Origin of the sequence: Sulfurimonas sp., assembly GCF_034005705.1 — a bacterium.
GTDB lineage: Bacteria > Campylobacterota > Campylobacteria > Campylobacterales > Sulfurimonadaceae > Sulfurimonas.
Window position 1 is genome coordinate 1 of the sequence record NZ_JAVEUF010000012.1, and the last position, 16638, is coordinate 16638.

Genomic DNA, 16638 nt, shown 5'->3' on the forward strand with positions numbered 1-16638 from the left:
TGTAGCACTTGTCGCAAAAGTAGCAAAAGCTGACGGAAGGGTCGATGCTCTGGAAGCTGAACTCGTGGGAATAATGTTTGACGACATCTCTGCAGTTTTTCCGCAACCGCAAAAAACAAAAGATATACTAAAAGAGATATTTAATGAGCACAAAAACCGCTCTGATGACACAATAGAGATAGCGCATACTTTGGGAAGAGCTATCAAAAGAGATAGAGCCAAACAGCATCAGTTTATGGGGTTTTTGATTCAACTTGCTTTTGTGGACGGAGAAGTAAGCAAAAGCGAAGAGGATATCTTGGCATCTATTGCCGAAGCGTTTGAGTTTGACCCGAAGAGTTACCATGCTATGTTTGACCAGTTTGAGAAGATGGTTCACAATGTAAGACCAAAAGCGAACATAGGCGACTCATACAAACTATTGGGCGTAAACGAGAACGACAGTATGGACGTTATCAAAAAAGCATACAGAAAGCTGATTCGAGAGTACCATCCCGACATCATCAAGTCTCAAGGCAAGGATGATGCATATATGCAAGAGGCTACCGCAAAGACTCAGGAGATAAACCAAGCATACGAGATGATAAAAGCGCACAGAAAATAGCGGGAGATTATCCTAAAAAATCTCTCTCCCAAAAAAAGTCTATCCATCCGTCTGCTTCGTTTATCCAATAATGAGGTTCGTAAACGGATGTTGTTTTGTAAAAAAGAGTGCACGAGACAAACTCTATATCTTTATATTTGTTTCCAAGATACTCCATAACGGCCTTTAGCGTATCTCCGCTGTCTGCTATATCATCGACAACGAGTACTTTTTTTAAGCCATCGAGACGACAAGTGTCGAATACTTCGAGCTTCTCTCTTTTTACGCTCTTGTCATAAAGCTCTGTTCTTATGCTTTGTACCTGACGAATGTCAAGTCCCTCTGCCATAGCGTGAGAGAGCGTAAGCCCTCCTCTTGCAACGGCGACGATCGCCTCAAACTGTGAATCTTTGACTCTTTTTATCAAAGATGTTGTATCGATTTTAAAATCTTCATAGCTGTAATATTTCATGCGCGTATTATACAATAAACTCCTTTCATAAACTCGTTTTAAAGGGAGTTTTCTTGCTTATAAAAGCAAGCTTCAGTCGCCATAGCGGCGCAAGTGCAGCTAAACGGACATGTTCGTTTAGCGCTCTAAATTGATAGGCGAAATTTAATAAATATCATTTAAGATTAAAACTGATACAATGATTTTAGAAAAAAAAGGAGATCGAGAAATGATCAAAACTGTTTCATCAATTTTAATAGCAAGCTTGTTTTTATCCCTAGCTACCGGATGTAGCAAAGATGCTAAGCCAGAAGAGAGAAGTGTAGATTTTGCCTGTAAGCAAGAAGGAGTTACCGCTCCGAAATGGACGTGTATTCCTAATGTAGAAGATGGGTATGCAGGTATCGGTATAGCTGAAAAAAGTGCTGCCGGAATGGACCATATGAGAAGAGTCGCGATGGCAAACGGGCGTTCAGACCTGGCTCAACAGATCGAATCTCAGGTTAAAGACAAGATAACTATCTACACTGGAACAACAGGTGTAGGTGCAACTGAGACTGTAGATAAAGCTATAGAGACAGTGACAAAACAGGTTGCAAAAGTGGACTTGGTCGGCTCTAAAGCGGTTGATATGTGGACTGCACCATCGGGCGCTATCTATATGCTTGTAACGGTTTCAAAAGATGCCGCGAACGAGCAGATACAAAACAACATAAGAACAAGCTTTAAGAACGATCAGGCTCTATGGCAGCAGTTTAAAGCTAAAAACGCTCTAGAAGAGCTCGAAAAAGAGTTCCCAGCAGACTAAAAAGATACAACTCCAAAGGGGCATGTAAGCCCCTTTTTTAGCATAATTCTCCCCACGTATATCCAGCTTTGTTTTATAAATCTGAAATAACTCTTATATTTCGCTATAATTGCGAATAAACTACAAATTTAATTTTCTTCACTTAGGTAACAAATATGAAAAAAATCGCTATTATCGGCCGTCCAAATGTTGGCAAAAGCTCACTTTTTAACAGACTGGTCAAAAAAAGAGACGCTATAACATCCGATATAGCCGGAACAACAAGAGATGTCAAAAGAAGAGAAGTGATCATCATGAACAAAGAGGCTCTGCTTTTAGATACCGGCGGACTCGACCAAGGGTGCGAGCTCTTTGACAAAATAAAAGAAAAATCGCTTGAAGCTGCAAAAAAAGCCGACATTATCCTTTACATGGTTGACGGCAAAAGCATCCCTGAAGAGGATGACAAAAAGCTGTTTTACGAACTTCAAACACTGGGCAAAAATGTAGCTCTGGTTGTCAACAAAATAGATAATGACAAGATGAAGGATAATCTTTGGGACTTTTACGAGTTCGGCACGGATGCGATATTTGGCATATCCGTTGCGCACAACAGAAGCATAGTTCCTCTTCTTGAGTGGCTATACGACAAGATCCCTGATTCGGATATTATAAAAAGTGAAGATGATGAGGATGATGTTAATATCATTCAAGAGGATGAGAGCGAATTTGAGTTTGACGAGCATAATGAAGAGGAAGATGATGACGGATTTTTCTACACGGACGAAGATGAGGAGGAAGATTTTGAAGATGACTCCATATTTGCTCAAAACGACAGGATAAAAGAGTTTGACGAGAATGATATAAATCATATAAAGATCTCTATTATCGGACGTACGAATGTCGGAAAAAGCTCACTATTAAATGCTCTGCTCGGTGAAGAGCGCTCCGTTGTAAGCTCTGTGGCAGGGACAACGATAGACCCTATCGACGAGAGTATCGACTACAAAGGCAAGCAGCTTACATTTGTAGACACCGCAGGACTAAGACGCCGCGGAAAGATCGTCGGCATAGAGAAATTTGCCCTTATGCGTACAAAAGAGATGCTTGAGAACTCAAATATGGCTCTGGTCGTACTTGATGCAAGCGAGCCGTTTTTGGATCTTGATGAAAAGATAGCAGGACTTGTAGACAGCAACCGTCTTGCATGTATAATCGTTTTAAACAAGTGGGATATCGCTCCAAGAGAGGATTATGACAAGATCATCCAAGAGGTAAGAGACAGATTCAAGTTCCTTGCATATGCGCCAATCATAACACTCTCCGCAAAATCGCATAAGAGAGTCGATAAGCTGCATGATATGATACTGGAGATAAACGAAAACTACTCTCAGCGTATCAGAACATCAGAGCTTAACGAAGTTTTGGAAAGAGCAATGAGAAGACACCATCTGCCAAGTATGCACGGACAGATCATAAAAATATTCTACGCAACGCAGTATGAGACAAGACCGCCTAAAATTGCCATTGTTATGAACAAACCGCGAGGGCTTCACTTTACATATAGAAGATATTTGACAAATAAACTAAGAGAGGCTTTTAACTTTAGCGGAACGCCTGTTCTCTTTAAAGCTAAAAAGCGCGGGGAGAAGTAAAAAGGGGGAATCCCCTTTTAAAACGGCTTTATTATTACCATTGCCACAATTACCAGAAGCAAAAGCGTAGGAACTTCGTTGTATGCTCTGAAAAATTTTCCGCTCTTTGTACACTCATCATTTAAGAACTTCACTCTGAAATATCCAAGAGAGAAGAAAAAAGCGATCAAGATAAGAACAAAAAATATCTTCGCGTGAAGCCAGCCGTTGCCGCTGAAACCAAGCTCATAAGCAAGGTAGGCACCGCTTAAAACGGTAGCCCACATCGCAGGAACTCCTATGTATTTGTATATCTTCATCTCCATGACCTTTACCACTTTCACAAAACCCTCGTTTTGGATATTTTCGGCATGGTAGACAAACAGACGCGGCATATAGAAAAGCACCGCGTACCAAGAGATGAAAGAGAGTATATGAAACCATACAACCCAGTTATACATGACTACTCTTCTGCCACTACTTCCATATCTTTAATAGAAGCCGCCTTATGTGAAACTATTCTGTCATGCAGACGGCGAAGCGCCTTTGTTGCTCTCTCGATCGCAAGATCTATCGCAGTGTCAAGGTCTTCGTCGCTCTGGTTAATAACAACCGGCTGTGCGTGAGCTATATGAATATCAAACTCCACGCTAACCCCTTTTTTTTCACTTCTTAAATTTACGTTTACGGTAGTTATATCAAGCGAGTACTTTTTAAAAGCTTCGATGGCAGCTTCTATATGAGATCTTGTATTTGTGTGTAGTGATACATCTTTTGCGTGAATTTGTACATTCATCTTTAATCCTTTATGTAAGTAGTTTTAGCTACTCTATGTATCTTTATGGTAGCGAAATAAAGCTAAAAAATGTATAATACCCAAAATAAAATCACAAAGTTTTGGAGTATATATATGAGAGTTTTGACAGGTATTCAGCCATCGGGAGATTTACACATCGGAAACTATTTCGGATCGATAAAACAGATGGTAGAAGCTCAGTCACAAAATCAGACTTTTATGTTTATAGCAAACTACCATGCAATGACCAGCGTAAGTGACGGAAAGCGTCTTGGTGAACTTACGATGCAGTGTGCAACCGACTTTTTGGCTCTTGGAATTGATCCGCAAAAATCTGTTTTTTGGGTTCAATCTGATGTAAAAGAGGTGCTTGAGCTTTACTGGACTCTCTCATCTTTTACGCCTATGGGGCTACTGGAGCGTGCGCACAGCTACAAAGACAAGACCGCAAAGGGGATCGCTGCGAACCACTCTCTTTTTTCATACCCTGTTTTAATGGCAGCAGACATTCTGCTCTTTAACTCCGATATCGTTCCTGTCGGAAAAGATCAAATACAACACGTTGAGATCGCTAGAGATATCGCTATTAAATTTAACAATCAATATGGAGACATCTTAACCGTTCCCGAGTTTAGAGTTCAAGAAGAGGTAGCGACCGTTCCCGGAATTGACGGGCAAAAGATGTCAAAAAGCTACAAGAATGTCGTAAATATCTTCGGAGAGGAGAAGAGCCAGCTAAAGACCATTAAAAAAATCGTTACCGAAAATGTAGCGATGGAAGAGCCAAAAGAGTATGAGACATGTAACGTCTACAATATGGCAAAGCTCTTTTTAGAGGGTGAAAACCTAAAAGCGCTTCAAGATAGATACAAAAAAGGCGGAGAGGGGCACGGACACTTTAAGATATACCTTGCAGAGGTTATGTGGGAGTATTTTAAAGAGTTTAGAGAAAGGCGCGAATACTTTGAAGCTCACCAAGATGAAGTAAGAGATATCTTAAATATGGGTGCGCTAAAGGCAAGAGAGGCGGCACTTCCTACCATCGAAAAGATAAGAAGCGCTACGGGAATAAAGTACTAAAGCACTATCTTAGAGGTATTGATTTAGATGCTATAAAGAATTTTTGTGACCAGATAGGCTGGCTTAGCTCAAGCAGGGAGTGTACCTCATCATTTACCAGACGGAAGTAGAGAGTCACTTCAACTCTGTCTGCTCCCTTTTGAGTTGGAGCTTTTAAGACTCTTTTTCCATTCGCAGGTACGCTCATATCCTCTGAAGAGCTAACCGCAAGATGAGGGATCGTCGCTTTTCCTCTTTTGTCTTTATAATAGGTGGTCAAAGAGATCGATTTTGTTTCTAAAACCTCGTAACCGTTCTTAAAAACAAATTCGGCGATTATCTCTCTTGAGCCAAAACCGCTAGGTATATTGTGTGGATTTGGATTTAAGATCGATACAAAAACCTCTTTTTTCTTCTGTTCTACCTTCAGGTCTAGTGCACCTTCCCACATACTATCTGTATGCGCACCAGGAAATGCATGTCCTCTTATTTCTCTCGTTCTTGCTTTTCCGTTATCTATTCTTAAAGTTGCTGCAACACCCTGTTTTTTCGATCCCATATGACAATCGACACAAAGTTTATCGCTATTGGCATACTCTTTTTGCATATCTACAAAAACAAAATCGGAAACTGATCTATCGTTTGCATGACATACAAAACAGAGTTTATTGGGATCTGTATCCATATAATCTCTGTGCTCTACTTTATGATAAGGCGAATTGGCATCATCGTACGGCCCGACCATAACTCCCGATTTTGTCCACTCTATGCGGTTTATTCCTCTGACCGATTCATCCTTGTCTGAGTGTATCGCACCTATATTGTGGCAAACAACACAGTTTATACCTTCGCTTATCGCATCGCTCTCCAAGGCTTTTTTTACTTCAGAATCTTTGTCAAACCCCATTACAGCCAATATCTCATGCTCCATATCGGTGCTTGTAACTGATATTCTCGGATTATGACAAGTCGCACATTGAACCTGCACACCGCTTAGGCTTTTTCTTGTTTTTTTACTGACATAATCTGTTGTCGCATTAAAATACTCATTGTTCTCATAGTGGCTTTTTGAGTGCCAAGAGTGCTCCCACTCTTTAACTATATATATATGACATGTTTTACATTTGCTTGAATCTTGAAATTTTTCGCCTATCTCAACCGGTTTTGCTCCAAAAAGAGCTGTTGCTGTCAATATTGCAATAATTGTTAGTTTTTTCATCTATCCTCTTTTTTTATCTAGCCAGACCATTAGACCCTTTTGGGCATGTAGTCTGTTTTCTGCCTCTTTAAAGACTATATCTGAGTGTTTTTCAAAAAGCTCTTCGCTCACCTCTAGCCCTCTATAAGCGGGAAGACAGTGCAAAAACCTAGCTCCCTCTTGTGCAAGAGACATCATCGCATCATCAACCATGAAACCCTTAAAGGTCTTAATGCGCTCCTCTTTTTCACTCTCCTGCCCCATAGAGACCCATGTGTCGGTCGTAACGACCGTCGCTCCCGCAACTGCCTCTTTTGGGTCATTCATAACTTTTATAACTGCACCGCTCTCTTTTGCAATTGCTAGAGCATCTTCAAGTACTCTGCCATCGGGCTCATAGCCTTTAGGAGTAGCTATGCGAAGTTCAAAACCGAGCTTTGCGGCAAGCATCATCCATGAGTGTGTCATGTTGTTTCCATCGCCCACATATGCAGCCACTATGTTCTTATCCATACCGTACTCAACAAGAGTCATATAATCAGCTAAAAGCTGTACGGGATGATATGAGTCTGTCAAGCCGTTTATGACCGGAACTTTCGAGTAGCGTGCGAACTCCTCTATCATAGAGTGCTCAAAAGTTCTTATCATGACCATATCGCACATACTTGATATTACGCGCGCGGTATCTTTGACGGGCTCGCCACGTCCAAGATGGATATCGCGGTTGGATAGAAAAAGCGCATGACCGCCGAGCTGAAACATTCCCGTCTCAAAACTGACACGCGTTCTTGTAGAGCTCTTCTCAAATATCATGGCAAGCGTTTGATTTTTAAGCTCTTGATTGTAGATTTTTGCTTTTAGATTTTTCTTGATCGAGAGTCCCGTCTCAATGATCTCGAGAATCTCATCTTTTGTAAAATCTTTTAGTGTTAAAAAATGTCTCAATATTTTTTCCCCGACAATTAAATAAGCTGCAAGTTTATAGTAATTTTCTTTAAGATTGCTTTTTTAACATCTTTGCAACCTCTTTTGCGTGGTAGGAGATAATAATGTCCGCACCAGCTCTTTTAAAGCTGATCATGGTCTCCATAACGACTCTTTCGTAGTCTATGAGATTATTCATTCCAGCCATCTTGAGCATTGCATACTCTCCGCTTACATTGTAGACGGCCATTGGAAGAGAAGTATTGTCTTTTATCTCTCTTACTATGTCAAGGTACGCAAGAGCAGGCTTTACCATAAGTATATCAGCGCCCTGAAGCTCATCCGATACGCTCTCGGCTACGGCTTCTCTTCTGTTTGCAGGGTCCATCTGGTAAGATGCACGGTCTCCGAAGCTTGGAGTCGATTCCGCTACATCGCGGAAAGGTCCGTAATAGCCAGAAGCGAACTTTGTAGAGTAGCTCATAATAGGAAGATTTTCATACCCTGCCCCGTCAAGCGCCTCTCTTAATGTTGCAATTATCCCGTCCATCATTCCTGAAGGTGCGATCATATCTGCACCTGCCTTTGCATGAACAATGGCCTGTTTTGCCGATATTTCAAGAGTAGCGTCATTTTTTACGGTCTGATGTTTCTCGTCTATAATTCCGCAGTGCCCGTGATCCGTGTATTCGCAAAAACAGAGATCTGTTACAACGAACATATCTGGATGTATATCTTTGATCGCACGTATTGCTTTAGCGATGATGCCGTGTTCGCACAAAGAGTCTGAACCTATTGAGTCTTTTACATCGGGAATACCAAAGAGTATGATCGAGTAAAGCCCCAATTTCTTTATCTCGTCACACTCTTTTAAAATCTCGTCTATGCTCATCTGATATACTCCCGGCATTGACGCAACCTCTGTTTTGATCCCCTCTCCGCTTCTTACAAAAAGCGGATAAATAAAATCGTTCACGGTTACGTTAGTCTCACGGACAAGTGAGCGAAGATGGGAGTTTAGGCGGGTTCTGCGAAATCTTTGAAACATTATTAAACCTTTTTAGCTATAATTTTGAAAATATTTTACCGTTTTAAAGTAAAAAACAGGGCATTTTAATTGAATATCAAAATTTCAGAAGTAGCAAATTTACCGACCGAGTTCGGTGACTTTAGAGTTCAAGTCTTTAAAGAAGGCCACAAAGAGCATCTTGTCATTTTCAAAGAGAAACTAGAAGAGATCCCCATAGTAAGAGTACATTCGGAGTGTTTGACCGGCGATGCGATAGGCAGCCTGAAGTGTGACTGCGGAGCGCAGCTTGAGTACGCTCTTATCATGGCTTCACAGACAAACGGAATGGTCATATACCTCAGACAGGAGGGAAGAAACATAGGTCTTTTAAACAAAATAAACGCTTATGCTCTCCAAGATGCAGGACTTAACACCATAGAGGCAAACCATCAGCTTGGATTTGGAGCGGATGAGAGAACTTACGAAATGGTAACATTTATACTTCACCACTTCAATATACACAAGATCAAACTACTGACGAACAACCCCGACAAAATAAAATCTATCAGCGACATAGAGATAGTAGAGAGAATTCCTATTATCATGAAATCAAACCCTCACAACGAGGCTTATTTGAACGTAAAAAAAGATGGCATGGGACATCTGCTTTAAAAAAGGATATATTTTTGAATTTAAAGACAGAGCTTTGCGCTCTAAAAGCAGAGTTGCCGGATAACTTTTTTGAAAATATCGCTAGATACAAAGAGCACCTTTTCAAATGGAACAAGATCCACAACCTAACAGGTGCCAGAGATGAAAAAACCGTAGATGAGTTCATCTACGATGCTGTGTTTCCAGTAAGTTTTCTGCCAAAGTGCAGAAATCTTCTCGACATTGGAACGGGAGCCGGCTTTCCCGGGCTGATCCTTGCCATGGCTCTTCCTGAGACCGAAGTCACGCTAGTTGAGCCTATTGCCAAGAGAGCGAGTTTTTTACAGTTTATAAAGGCGGATCTTGGACTTGAGAATGTACGCGTTGTCAAAAAGAGAGTCGAAGAGATGCCGAGTGAGATATTTGATATCGTGACCTCAAGAGCCGTTACCGATACAGATATGCTTTTAAAACTAAGCGAAAACTTTAGAGACGAAAGCTCAAAACTTCTTTTTTATAAAGGTGAGAGAGTGTATGATGAAGTCTCTAAAGATTTAAAACACAGAGTTATAAAAACTCAAAACAGGCACTACTTGCTTATCGGAGAAGATGTATGATACTAAAAATTTTACTGGTAGCCGGCGTTATAGCGTTTGTCTATTTTATGTTTATCAAGAAAAAGCCACCTATTGCAAAATCGGAAGGTGAGTCAAAAAAAGAGCAAAAAGAGAGCAGCGAAATGGTGGAGTGCTCAACTTGTGGCATCTACTGCTCTCTTGATGACGCGATTTTGAGCAACGGAAAATACTACTGCTCGCAAGAGTGCGTGGAGAAGGCAAGTTGATATTTTTCGGACACAGATTTTTAAAAAGCGAACCTCTTTACCACGTCTTTGACATAGACTCAATTCTTCACACTCCTCCTGCATCTACCATCTATGTAGAGTTTGACGAAAAAAACCTGGACATAATCAATCATGCGGTACTTAACTCTGTCAGAACTGCCATTTTTGTAAAAAATATAACAGAGATTCTCTACGCATCTTCCCTTGGCGCTTCATATATCATTGTAGAAAAAGAGCTTGCAAAGAGTGCTCAAAATATTGCTGAAAACTATCTTTTTGACGCAAAGATACTCGCTCTCATAGAAGATGAAGACGAGATCGAAGAGCTTGCTCTTTTAGGAGTTGACGGGGTGATATTTTCAGGCGCGATAGTCAAAATTTCTTCTAAATAAAAAAATATTATATAATGTTACGACATTATCACTTTTTATAAGCGGGGGGAAGTCGGTGAAGAGTTTTTTAAATGATAGAATCTTAAAGACTGTCCCCGTCATATTTCTAATCGTTATTCTTCTTAAGATCACCTACTCCTACTTCGAAGCAAAAGAGAGAGAGTACGAATTTGCAAAGAAAGAGGCAGAAGTTTTAAACAGCTATGCAATGGAGAGCAGGCTCTACTACCAGAAGCTTTTTTTAAACGGTAGTCTTGAGCTAAACGAAAAGACACTCCCTGCTCTTCCCGCTTTTAGCTCTCCCATAATTTCTGAAAACTTTTCAAAGAACAATCCGCTTAACATAACTGTAAAAACTGTCTCCGACAGGGCTAGAAACCCTAAAAATAAAGCCGATAAAGATGAGCTAAAAGCAATAGAGTTTTTCAAGAACAACAGAAGTGAAAGCACCTATTTTAACAATGAAAACGGCAAACTTTACCAATATGCTACCGTTTTGAAGGTTGAAGATGCCTGCCTGAGATGTCACGGAGAAAAAGAGACGGCTCCGCTGCACATACAAAATCTTTACGAAAATGCTTACGATTATAAGATCGATGAAGTAAGAGGGATCATAAGCATACAGATACCGACGCAAAACCTGAACAAATACTTCTATGAAGACTTCTTCAGGTCTGCTCTGTTTGACTCCGCCCTATTTCTGCTCCTTTTCTTAAGTGTTCTGTATCTTATTAGACAGTCAAAAAAGATAAGCGTTGCGCTTGAAGAGAAAGTTGAAGAAAAGACAAAGGAGCTCAAAGACTCCTTCTTGTACGACAGACTTACTCGTCTGCCAAACAGACTCAAACTTATAGAGGATATTGAACAAAACAACGGTGCGAAATCGTTTCATCTTGCACTTATAAATATAGACGCATTTAAAGATATAAACGACCTCTATGGTTATGAGATAGGTGATGAGATCCTAATTCAGGTATCAAAGCGCGTGAGGGATTACTGTAAGGAGTTCAACTCGGTATACAAACTGCCAAATGACGAATTTGCGGTATTTACTACCATGTCTATAAGCGATGAGGAGTTTTTTGCCACGATCAAAAAAATGCTAAATGCTATAAGCGAGACGAAGTTCGATGTCTCCGATCAATCTATGTTCATAACATTTAGCTGCGGTATTGCGTCAAATCAGGACTCACTTTTGATAAAGACCAATACTGCCCTGCAGATAGCTAAGAAACACTCAAGAAACATTGTCATCTATAATGATTCGCTTGATGCAAAAGAGCAGATCATAAAAAACATGGACGCTCTTTTGGTTCTTAAAGATGCTATAAAGTATGATCAGATAACTCCCTATTTCCAGCCTATATATAACACTAGGACAAAAAAGATAGATAAGTATGAATCGTTAGCAAGAATAGTTACAAACAGCGGTGAAGTCATAACGCCGTTTGTATTTCTGGACATTGCAGTCAAGTCAAAACTATACCCTGAGATAACAAAAGCGATAATTACAAAATCGTTTGAGTTCTTTAGAGACAAAGAGATGGAGTTCTCTATAAATCTCTCTATTGTTGATATTCAAAGCAAAGAGATAATGAGGTTTATCTTCAACAAACTTCAAGAGTTCAGACAACCTCAAAGAGTTGTTTTTGAGATTCTTGAAACGGACAGAATAGAGAACTACGAAGAGATAAAGAACTTTATAAAAGATGTTAAAAAGTACGGGTGCAAGGTGGCGATCGACGATTTTGGAAGCGGTTACTCCAACTTTTCGCACATACTGGAACTAAATGTAGATTATCTAAAAATTGACTCATCTCTTGTAAAATTTGTAACAACCGATGAAAACTCAAGAGTGGTGGTAAAGACCATCATAAACTTTGCCTCAAATCTTGGACTCAAAACCATTGCCGAGTTTGTTGAGGACAAAGACTCTCTTGTGCTTCTAGAGAAGATGGGGGTTGATTTTATACAGGGGTACTATATAGGAAAGCCAAGCAGCTCTCTTAACAGAGATTTTGAATCTACTGCACAATAGTCCTGCTGATCTCGGGTTTTAAAGAGGTCAGAACCTCATAACTGATCGTATTTGCATACTTTGCCACGACTCTTGCGTCATCAAAGATCAAAAGTCTATCTTGGGAACTCATAAATGTACTGTTGTCCATGGATATTCTGCCAATCAACTCTATCTCATCGGGAGTTTTATAGCCGGCATCTGCGCAGCATCTCAAAAAACCCTCACCGTAACCAAAATCGTAGTTGCTTATAGTGCAATCTTTTAGGGCGGTGTAGTCTCCGCCGTAGCCTACTCTCTCACCTACTCTTAGCTCTCTTTTGGATATCTTGTTAGCCCAAAGAGAGAGAACCGGTTTAAATCCCTCGACATGAAGCCCTTTTGGAAGTTCCAGACATCCGTAAGCGGCTATGCCGACTCTTGCCATATCCTCATCAAAACTATCATGTCGAAAAAGAGAGGCGGAGTTTGAAGAGTGAAACCTAAGAGTGCCAAAACCATACTTTTTCGCAAGAGTGCTAGACTCCTCTTTTACTCGTTTAAAATTCTCTTTTTGCCAAAACCACTCACTTGTAAGCTCATCTGAACTTCTGTGGTGCGTAAAAACAGCCTCAAGAAGCAGCTTGGCATCTTTGATCTTTGCAAAAGCCTCTTCAAGATCGCTCACAGCAATGCCGTTTCGGTGCATTCCCGTATCTACTTTCAGCTCAACTCTTGTGCCGTGCGGAAACTTATCTATGCTGTCTATATCGTTTATGGTATATCTTACCTTGTCGCTATTTGATGATGGGATCTCTGCTAAAACCAAGATATACTCAAAAAAATCGTATATTGTATCGGCCTCTTTTGATGTTCTGACAACCGCTTTTTTGACGCCATACTCTTTTGCCATGGAAGATATCTCTAAAAGTCCGTGTCCGTACGCATTATCTTTTAAAACAAGAGCTATTTTATCTCTTCCTTTGGTACTTTTAGCGATAATATCAAGATTATTAAAAAAACTGTTTTTATTTAAAATTATATAAGCCATAAGGAAATTATAGCAGATGAGAAGACTAATTGCAGAGTTTGAGGAACAGAGTTTTACACAAATTATTTTCCCTCACGAAAAGAGCGACTGGGTAGAGTATTTAGAGGAAGCGCAAGAGACTTTTGTAAACATTATCAACGAGATAACAAAGTACCAAGAGTGTCTGGTCGTATGCGCCGATGTAGAGAGTGTAAAGAGCAGATTTAAAAACACTCAAAACCTCTATTTTGTTGAGTATGAGACAAACGATACATGGGCTAGAGACTGCTCTGTTCTTTGCATAGAAGAGGACAACACCGTAAAACTGCTCGATTTTACATTCACGGGATGGGGCGGCAAGTTTGAAGCTTCAAAAGACAACGCCATGAGTGGCGAGATAAAGAGATGCTACGACAAAGAGCTCAAAAAGGTCGACCTCATCTTAGAGGGAGGCGCTATAGAGAGCAACGGAGTCGATACCATACTTACAACTTCGGCATGCATGCTAAACAAAAACAGAAATGCATCTCTTAAAAAAGAGCAGATGACTAAAAGACTTCAAGAAGAGTTCGGCATGAGCAGGATCTTATACCTAAATCACGGCTATTTGGCAGGTGACGATACAGACTCGCATGTCGATACGTTGGCTAGATTTATCGACGAAAGAAGCATAATGTATGTTCAGTGCAAAGATGAGAGCGACGAGCATTTTGGCGAGCTAAAACTTATGGAAGATGAACTGAAAATATTTTCCAAGGAGTATGGGCTTAGACTTATAGCGCTCCCGATGAGCGATGCCTGCTACTTTGAAGAGGAGAGACTCCCTGCGACATATGCAAATTTTTTGTTTGTAAACGGTGCGGTTCTAGTCCCTACATACGGTGTCAAACAGGATGAAGAGGCGTTAGAGATATTTAGAGAAACATTCCCCAATAAAGATATCGTAGGCATCAACTGCTTCTCTCTTATAAAACAGCACGGCTCACTTCACTGCGTCACTATGAACTTTGCCGGCAAGGTCCTCCTCAGCTAAAATGGCAAAGCCGCTATACATCAAATAAGCCGAAAGGCTTAGCCCCAAGATTATCAATACTATTCGTTTTATCTTTTCTATTTTACTCATGGCGAAATTCTAGCAAAATTTTGTCAACTCTTAACATTTACGTAACACTTACTTTATACAATACTCTAATTTTTAAGATTAAGGTTAATTATATGATATGTAAAAACATTATTCCATTGTCATTAGTTGCAGCAACTATTTTAAGTGCAAATGAGATACAACTACCTAAGATAAGCGTTGAATCAACTACTGTAACAGAAGTAAGCAAAAACGCTCAGGTATCTGCAGACTTGGCTCAGGCGCTAAGTTCGAGCGTACCTAGTATAGATATGAACAGAAGAAGCGGTATTGCTAACGACATATATATCCGCGGTCAAAAAAGAGACAACATCTCTGTTGATGTCGACGGTACGAAAGTTTGCGGCGCGTGCGTAAACAGAATGGATCCGCCTATATCACACATTGTGACAAACCAGATAGAAGAGGTGGAGGTCATAGAAGGACCTTATGACGTTGAGAACTTCGGAACTCTCAGCGGCGGCGTGAAGATAACGACAAAAGAGCCTACAAAAGAGCTTCAAGGAGAGGTTAATTTCGGTCTTGGAAGCTGGGGTTACAAAAAGATAGGCGCAAGCGTGAGCGGAGGAACAGACAGGGTCCGCGCGCTTCTTAGCTTTTCACATGAGTCAAGCGATCAGTACGAGGACGGCGACGGAAATACGATTGCCCAGCAGATAGATAATTATGCGGCTCTAAATCCTGCAGCAGCAGGCACAAAATTTAAGCCTGAATTTCATGACATGGAAGCCTATACGAAAAAGAGCGTTATGTCTAAAATCTATATAAAGACTCTTGAAGATCAGGAGCTTCGCCTAAGCTATACAGGAAACAGAAGCGATGACGTTCTTTACGGAAACTCAAAGATGGATGCCATCTATGACGATTCAAATATCTACAGCATTGAGTACAATATTGATAATTTAACGAATTTATACAAAAATTTAAATATCCAATACTACTACTCAAATGTAGATCATCCAATGGCCACAAAATATAGAATGTCGTCAAACAACCCTATGATGGACAACACAAATCACTTAACAACTGACATGAGGGGTCTTAAACTAAAAAACTGGTTTGACTTAAACGGTTATAAACTTTTAGCCGGTCTTGATGCAAGCGAAAGAAAGTGGGACGGAGACTACTATAACACTACAACTGGAGTTGCACTTACTACTCCAAAAAGTATAAACGATGCAAAAACAAAAAACAGAGCTATTTTTGCAAAACTTGAAAAAGCTTATGGCAACTTCAGCTTTAGCGCAGGTGCAAGATATGATGATACAAAAATAACATCCGGCAGCGTAGCAGAATCAAATACATACTCTGCACTCAGCACAAATATTTTTACATCGTACAATCTAGATAGCAAAAACAGAATATTCCTTGGAATAGGCTCAGCTACTCGCGTACCAGATGCAAGAGAGCTCTATTTTATATCTTCAAATGGTTCTACTGTAGGAACCTCAGACTTAAAACAGACTACAAACAATGAGATTGACTTTGGTTATGAAGCACTATATGATTCTTTTAGTTTTAAAATAAAAACTTTTTACTCGATGCTTGATGATTATATATACTACAACAATGACTTAGCTTCAAATAAATTTGTTAATATCGATGCAAAAGTATATGGGGCAGAACTAACTGCTTCTTACTATGCAGCTGATAACATTACAATAGATTTAGGGGCTTCTTACAAGAGAGGCAAAAAAGATGATGCAATTTCAGGTCAAACAGACAAAGATTTAGCAGATATGGCACCTCTTAGAGGAAAGATTGCAGTCAATTATGAGTACGCAAATAAATGTATTGCAACGGCAGAAGTTCAAGGATCCGACAAATGGAGCGATATAGACAGCGACAACGGTGAACAGGTCTTAAAAGCATGGGCTGTTATGAATATGAAGATAAAGCACCAAATAGATAAGCATGCTGAAATAAGCGTAGGTGTAAATAACTTATTTAACCAAACATACGCAATGAACAATACTTATACGGACTTGACACTTATAACTGCAGGCGGGGCATCAGATGTAATGCTTATGAACGAACCGGGAAGATACTTCTACACAAATCTTACTTTTAAATTTTAACCTCTCCTATTTTCACATGTTTTATACATGTGAAAATAAAGCACCTTTTTATGACAAAAAAGATA

At 40.0% G+C, this 16638-nt stretch carries 18 protein-coding genes; 11 read left to right on the top strand and 7 right to left on the bottom strand.

Annotated elements, in window-relative coordinates; translation table 11 throughout:
• Positions 1-604, top strand: a 604-nt coding sequence (locus RBR61_RS07190; protein ID WP_320343162.1) for a DnaJ domain-containing protein, incomplete at its 5' end; no start/stop codon positions are given.
• Positions 605-611: 7 nt separating this feature from the next.
• Here the strand turns inward: RBR61_RS07190 and RBR61_RS07195 are convergent.
• Entirely contained in the window at positions 612-1070 is a 459-nt protein-coding gene (locus tag RBR61_RS07195; RefSeq protein ID WP_320343164.1) for a phosphoribosyltransferase family protein, read from the bottom strand.
• 193 nt (positions 1071-1263) lie between these two features.
• Between RBR61_RS07195 and RBR61_RS07200 the strand changes: the two genes are divergently transcribed.
• Entirely contained in the window at positions 1264-1842 is a 579-nt protein-coding gene (locus RBR61_RS07200) for an LPP20 family lipoprotein (protein ID WP_320343166.1), read from the top strand.
• A gap of 155 nt (positions 1843-1997) precedes the next feature.
• The gene (gene der, locus RBR61_RS07205; protein ID WP_320343168.1) at positions 1998-3476 is read left to right on the top strand and encodes a ribosome biogenesis GTPase Der; all 1479 of its coding nucleotides are present in this window, start codon (positions 1998-2000) and stop codon (positions 3474-3476) included.
• A 17-nt stretch (positions 3477-3493) separates the two neighbouring features.
• Here the strand turns inward: der and hemJ are convergent, their stop codons facing one another.
• Positions 3494-3916 (bottom strand): protoporphyrinogen oxidase HemJ, encoded by a 423-nt coding sequence (hemJ, locus tag RBR61_RS07210; RefSeq protein ID WP_320343170.1) that lies wholly within the window; start codon positions 3914-3916, stop codon positions 3494-3496.
• Between the two features lie 2 nt (positions 3917-3918).
• Positions 3919-4251, bottom strand: coding sequence for a ribosome-associated translation inhibitor RaiA (gene raiA / locus RBR61_RS07215; RefSeq protein WP_320343171.1), 333 nt, complete (start codon positions 4249-4251; stop codon positions 3919-3921).
• Between the two features lie 114 nt (positions 4252-4365).
• On the opposite strand from raiA, the gene trpS reads away from it, so the two are divergent.
• Positions 4366-5331 (top strand): tryptophan--tRNA ligase, encoded by a 966-nt coding sequence (gene trpS, locus RBR61_RS07220; protein ID WP_320343172.1) that lies wholly within the window; start codon positions 4366-4368, stop codon positions 5329-5331.
• A gap of 4 nt (positions 5332-5335) precedes the next feature.
• On the opposite strand, the gene RBR61_RS07225 is transcribed toward trpS, so the two are convergent.
• Genes RBR61_RS07225 through hemB form a run of 3 tightly spaced genes read right to left on the bottom strand, consistent with a single transcriptional unit; the run spans position 5336 to position 8480 of the window.
• Positions 5336-6529 carry a multiheme c-type cytochrome gene (locus RBR61_RS07225; protein ID WP_320343173.1) on the bottom strand — a complete coding sequence of 398 codons (1194 nt, stop codon included), beginning with the start codon at positions 6527-6529 and terminating at the stop codon, positions 5336-5338.
• Positions 6530-7453 carry an ornithine carbamoyltransferase gene (gene argF / locus RBR61_RS07230; protein ID WP_320343175.1) on the bottom strand — a complete coding sequence of 308 codons (924 nt, stop codon included), beginning with the start codon at positions 7451-7453 and terminating at the stop codon, positions 6530-6532.
• A gap of 49 nt (positions 7454-7502) precedes the next feature.
• A complete protein-coding gene (gene hemB / locus RBR61_RS07235) occupies positions 7503-8480 on the bottom strand; it encodes a porphobilinogen synthase (protein WP_320343177.1) in 978 nt (325 codons plus the stop codon).
• 69 nt (positions 8481-8549) lie between these two features.
• On the opposite strand from hemB, the gene ribA reads away from it, so the two are divergent.
• The 5 genes from ribA to RBR61_RS07260 are packed head-to-tail and all read left to right on the top strand — an operon-like array spanning position 8550 to position 12366.
• Positions 8550-9113 carry a GTP cyclohydrolase II gene (ribA, locus tag RBR61_RS07240; protein WP_320343179.1) on the top strand — a complete coding sequence of 188 codons (564 nt, stop codon included), beginning with the start codon at positions 8550-8552 and terminating at the stop codon, positions 9111-9113.
• Positions 9114-9127: 14 nt separating this feature from the next.
• A complete protein-coding gene (gene rsmG, locus RBR61_RS07245; protein ID WP_320343180.1) occupies positions 9128-9709 on the top strand; it encodes a 16S rRNA (guanine(527)-N(7))-methyltransferase RsmG in 582 nt (193 codons plus the stop codon).
• Positions 9706-9936: a PP0621 family protein gene (locus RBR61_RS07250; protein ID WP_320343181.1), complete on the top strand. Its 231-nt coding sequence runs from the start codon at positions 9706-9708 to the stop codon at positions 9934-9936. The genes rsmG and RBR61_RS07250 overlap by 4 nt, the downstream gene beginning before the upstream one ends.
• Entirely contained in the window at positions 9933-10328 is a 396-nt protein-coding gene (locus tag RBR61_RS07255) for a hypothetical protein (protein WP_320343183.1), read from the top strand. Before RBR61_RS07250 ends, RBR61_RS07255 begins: the two co-directional genes overlap by 4 nt.
• Before the next feature lie 55 nt (positions 10329-10383).
• Positions 10384-12366, top strand: coding sequence for an EAL domain-containing protein (locus RBR61_RS07260; protein WP_320343185.1), 1983 nt, complete (start codon positions 10384-10386; stop codon positions 12364-12366).
• Here RBR61_RS07260 and RBR61_RS07265 read toward each other — a convergent pair.
• Positions 12353-13375 (bottom strand): alanine racemase, encoded by a 1023-nt coding sequence (locus RBR61_RS07265; protein ID WP_320343186.1) that lies wholly within the window; start codon positions 13373-13375, stop codon positions 12353-12355. The two genes, RBR61_RS07260 and RBR61_RS07265, sit on opposite strands and share 14 nt — an antisense overlap.
• A 16-nt stretch (positions 13376-13391) precedes the next feature.
• Between RBR61_RS07265 and RBR61_RS07270 the strand changes: the two genes are divergently transcribed.
• Both RBR61_RS07270 and RBR61_RS07275 read left to right on the top strand, forming a co-directional pair.
• On the top strand, positions 13392-14387 hold the full coding sequence (locus tag RBR61_RS07270; protein WP_320343187.1) for an agmatine deiminase family protein: 996 nt from the start codon (positions 13392-13394) through the stop codon (positions 14385-14387).
• Between the two features lie 206 nt (positions 14388-14593).
• Positions 14594-16573: a TonB-dependent receptor gene (locus tag RBR61_RS07275; protein ID WP_320343188.1), complete on the top strand. Its 1980-nt coding sequence runs from the start codon at positions 14594-14596 to the stop codon at positions 16571-16573.
• The last annotated feature ends 65 nt before the right edge of the window (positions 16574-16638 follow it).

Excerpts from the sequence above, each read along its gene's own strand:
- trpS (WP_320343172.1), top strand. The coding sequence starts at position 4,366 with ATGAGAGTTTTGACAGGTATTCAGCCATCGGGAGATTTACACATCGGA.
- raiA (WP_320343171.1), bottom strand. The coding sequence starts at position 4,251 with ATGAATGTACAAATTCACGCAAAAGATGTATCACTACACACAAATACA.
- RBR61_RS07270 (WP_320343187.1), top strand. The coding sequence starts at position 13,392 with ATGAGAAGACTAATTGCAGAGTTTGAGGAACAGAGTTTTACACAAATT.
- RBR61_RS07225 (WP_320343173.1), bottom strand. The coding sequence starts at position 6,529 with ATGAAAAAACTAACAATTATTGCAATATTGACAGCAACAGCTCTTTTT.
- der (WP_320343168.1), top strand. The coding sequence starts at position 1,998 with ATGAAAAAAATCGCTATTATCGGCCGTCCAAATGTTGGCAAAAGCTCA.
- hemB (WP_320343177.1), bottom strand. The coding sequence starts at position 8,480 with ATGTTTCAAAGATTTCGCAGAACCCGCCTAAACTCCCATCTTCGCTCA.
- RBR61_RS07200 (WP_320343166.1), top strand. The coding sequence starts at position 1,264 with ATGATCAAAACTGTTTCATCAATTTTAATAGCAAGCTTGTTTTTATCC.
- RBR61_RS07250 (WP_320343181.1), top strand. The coding sequence starts at position 9,706 with ATGATACTAAAAATTTTACTGGTAGCCGGCGTTATAGCGTTTGTCTAT.
- RBR61_RS07265 (WP_320343186.1), bottom strand. The coding sequence starts at position 13,375 with ATGGCTTATATAATTTTAAATAAAAACAGTTTTTTTAATAATCTTGAT.
- hemJ (WP_320343170.1), bottom strand. The coding sequence starts at position 3,916 with ATGTATAACTGGGTTGTATGGTTTCATATACTCTCTTTCATCTCTTGG.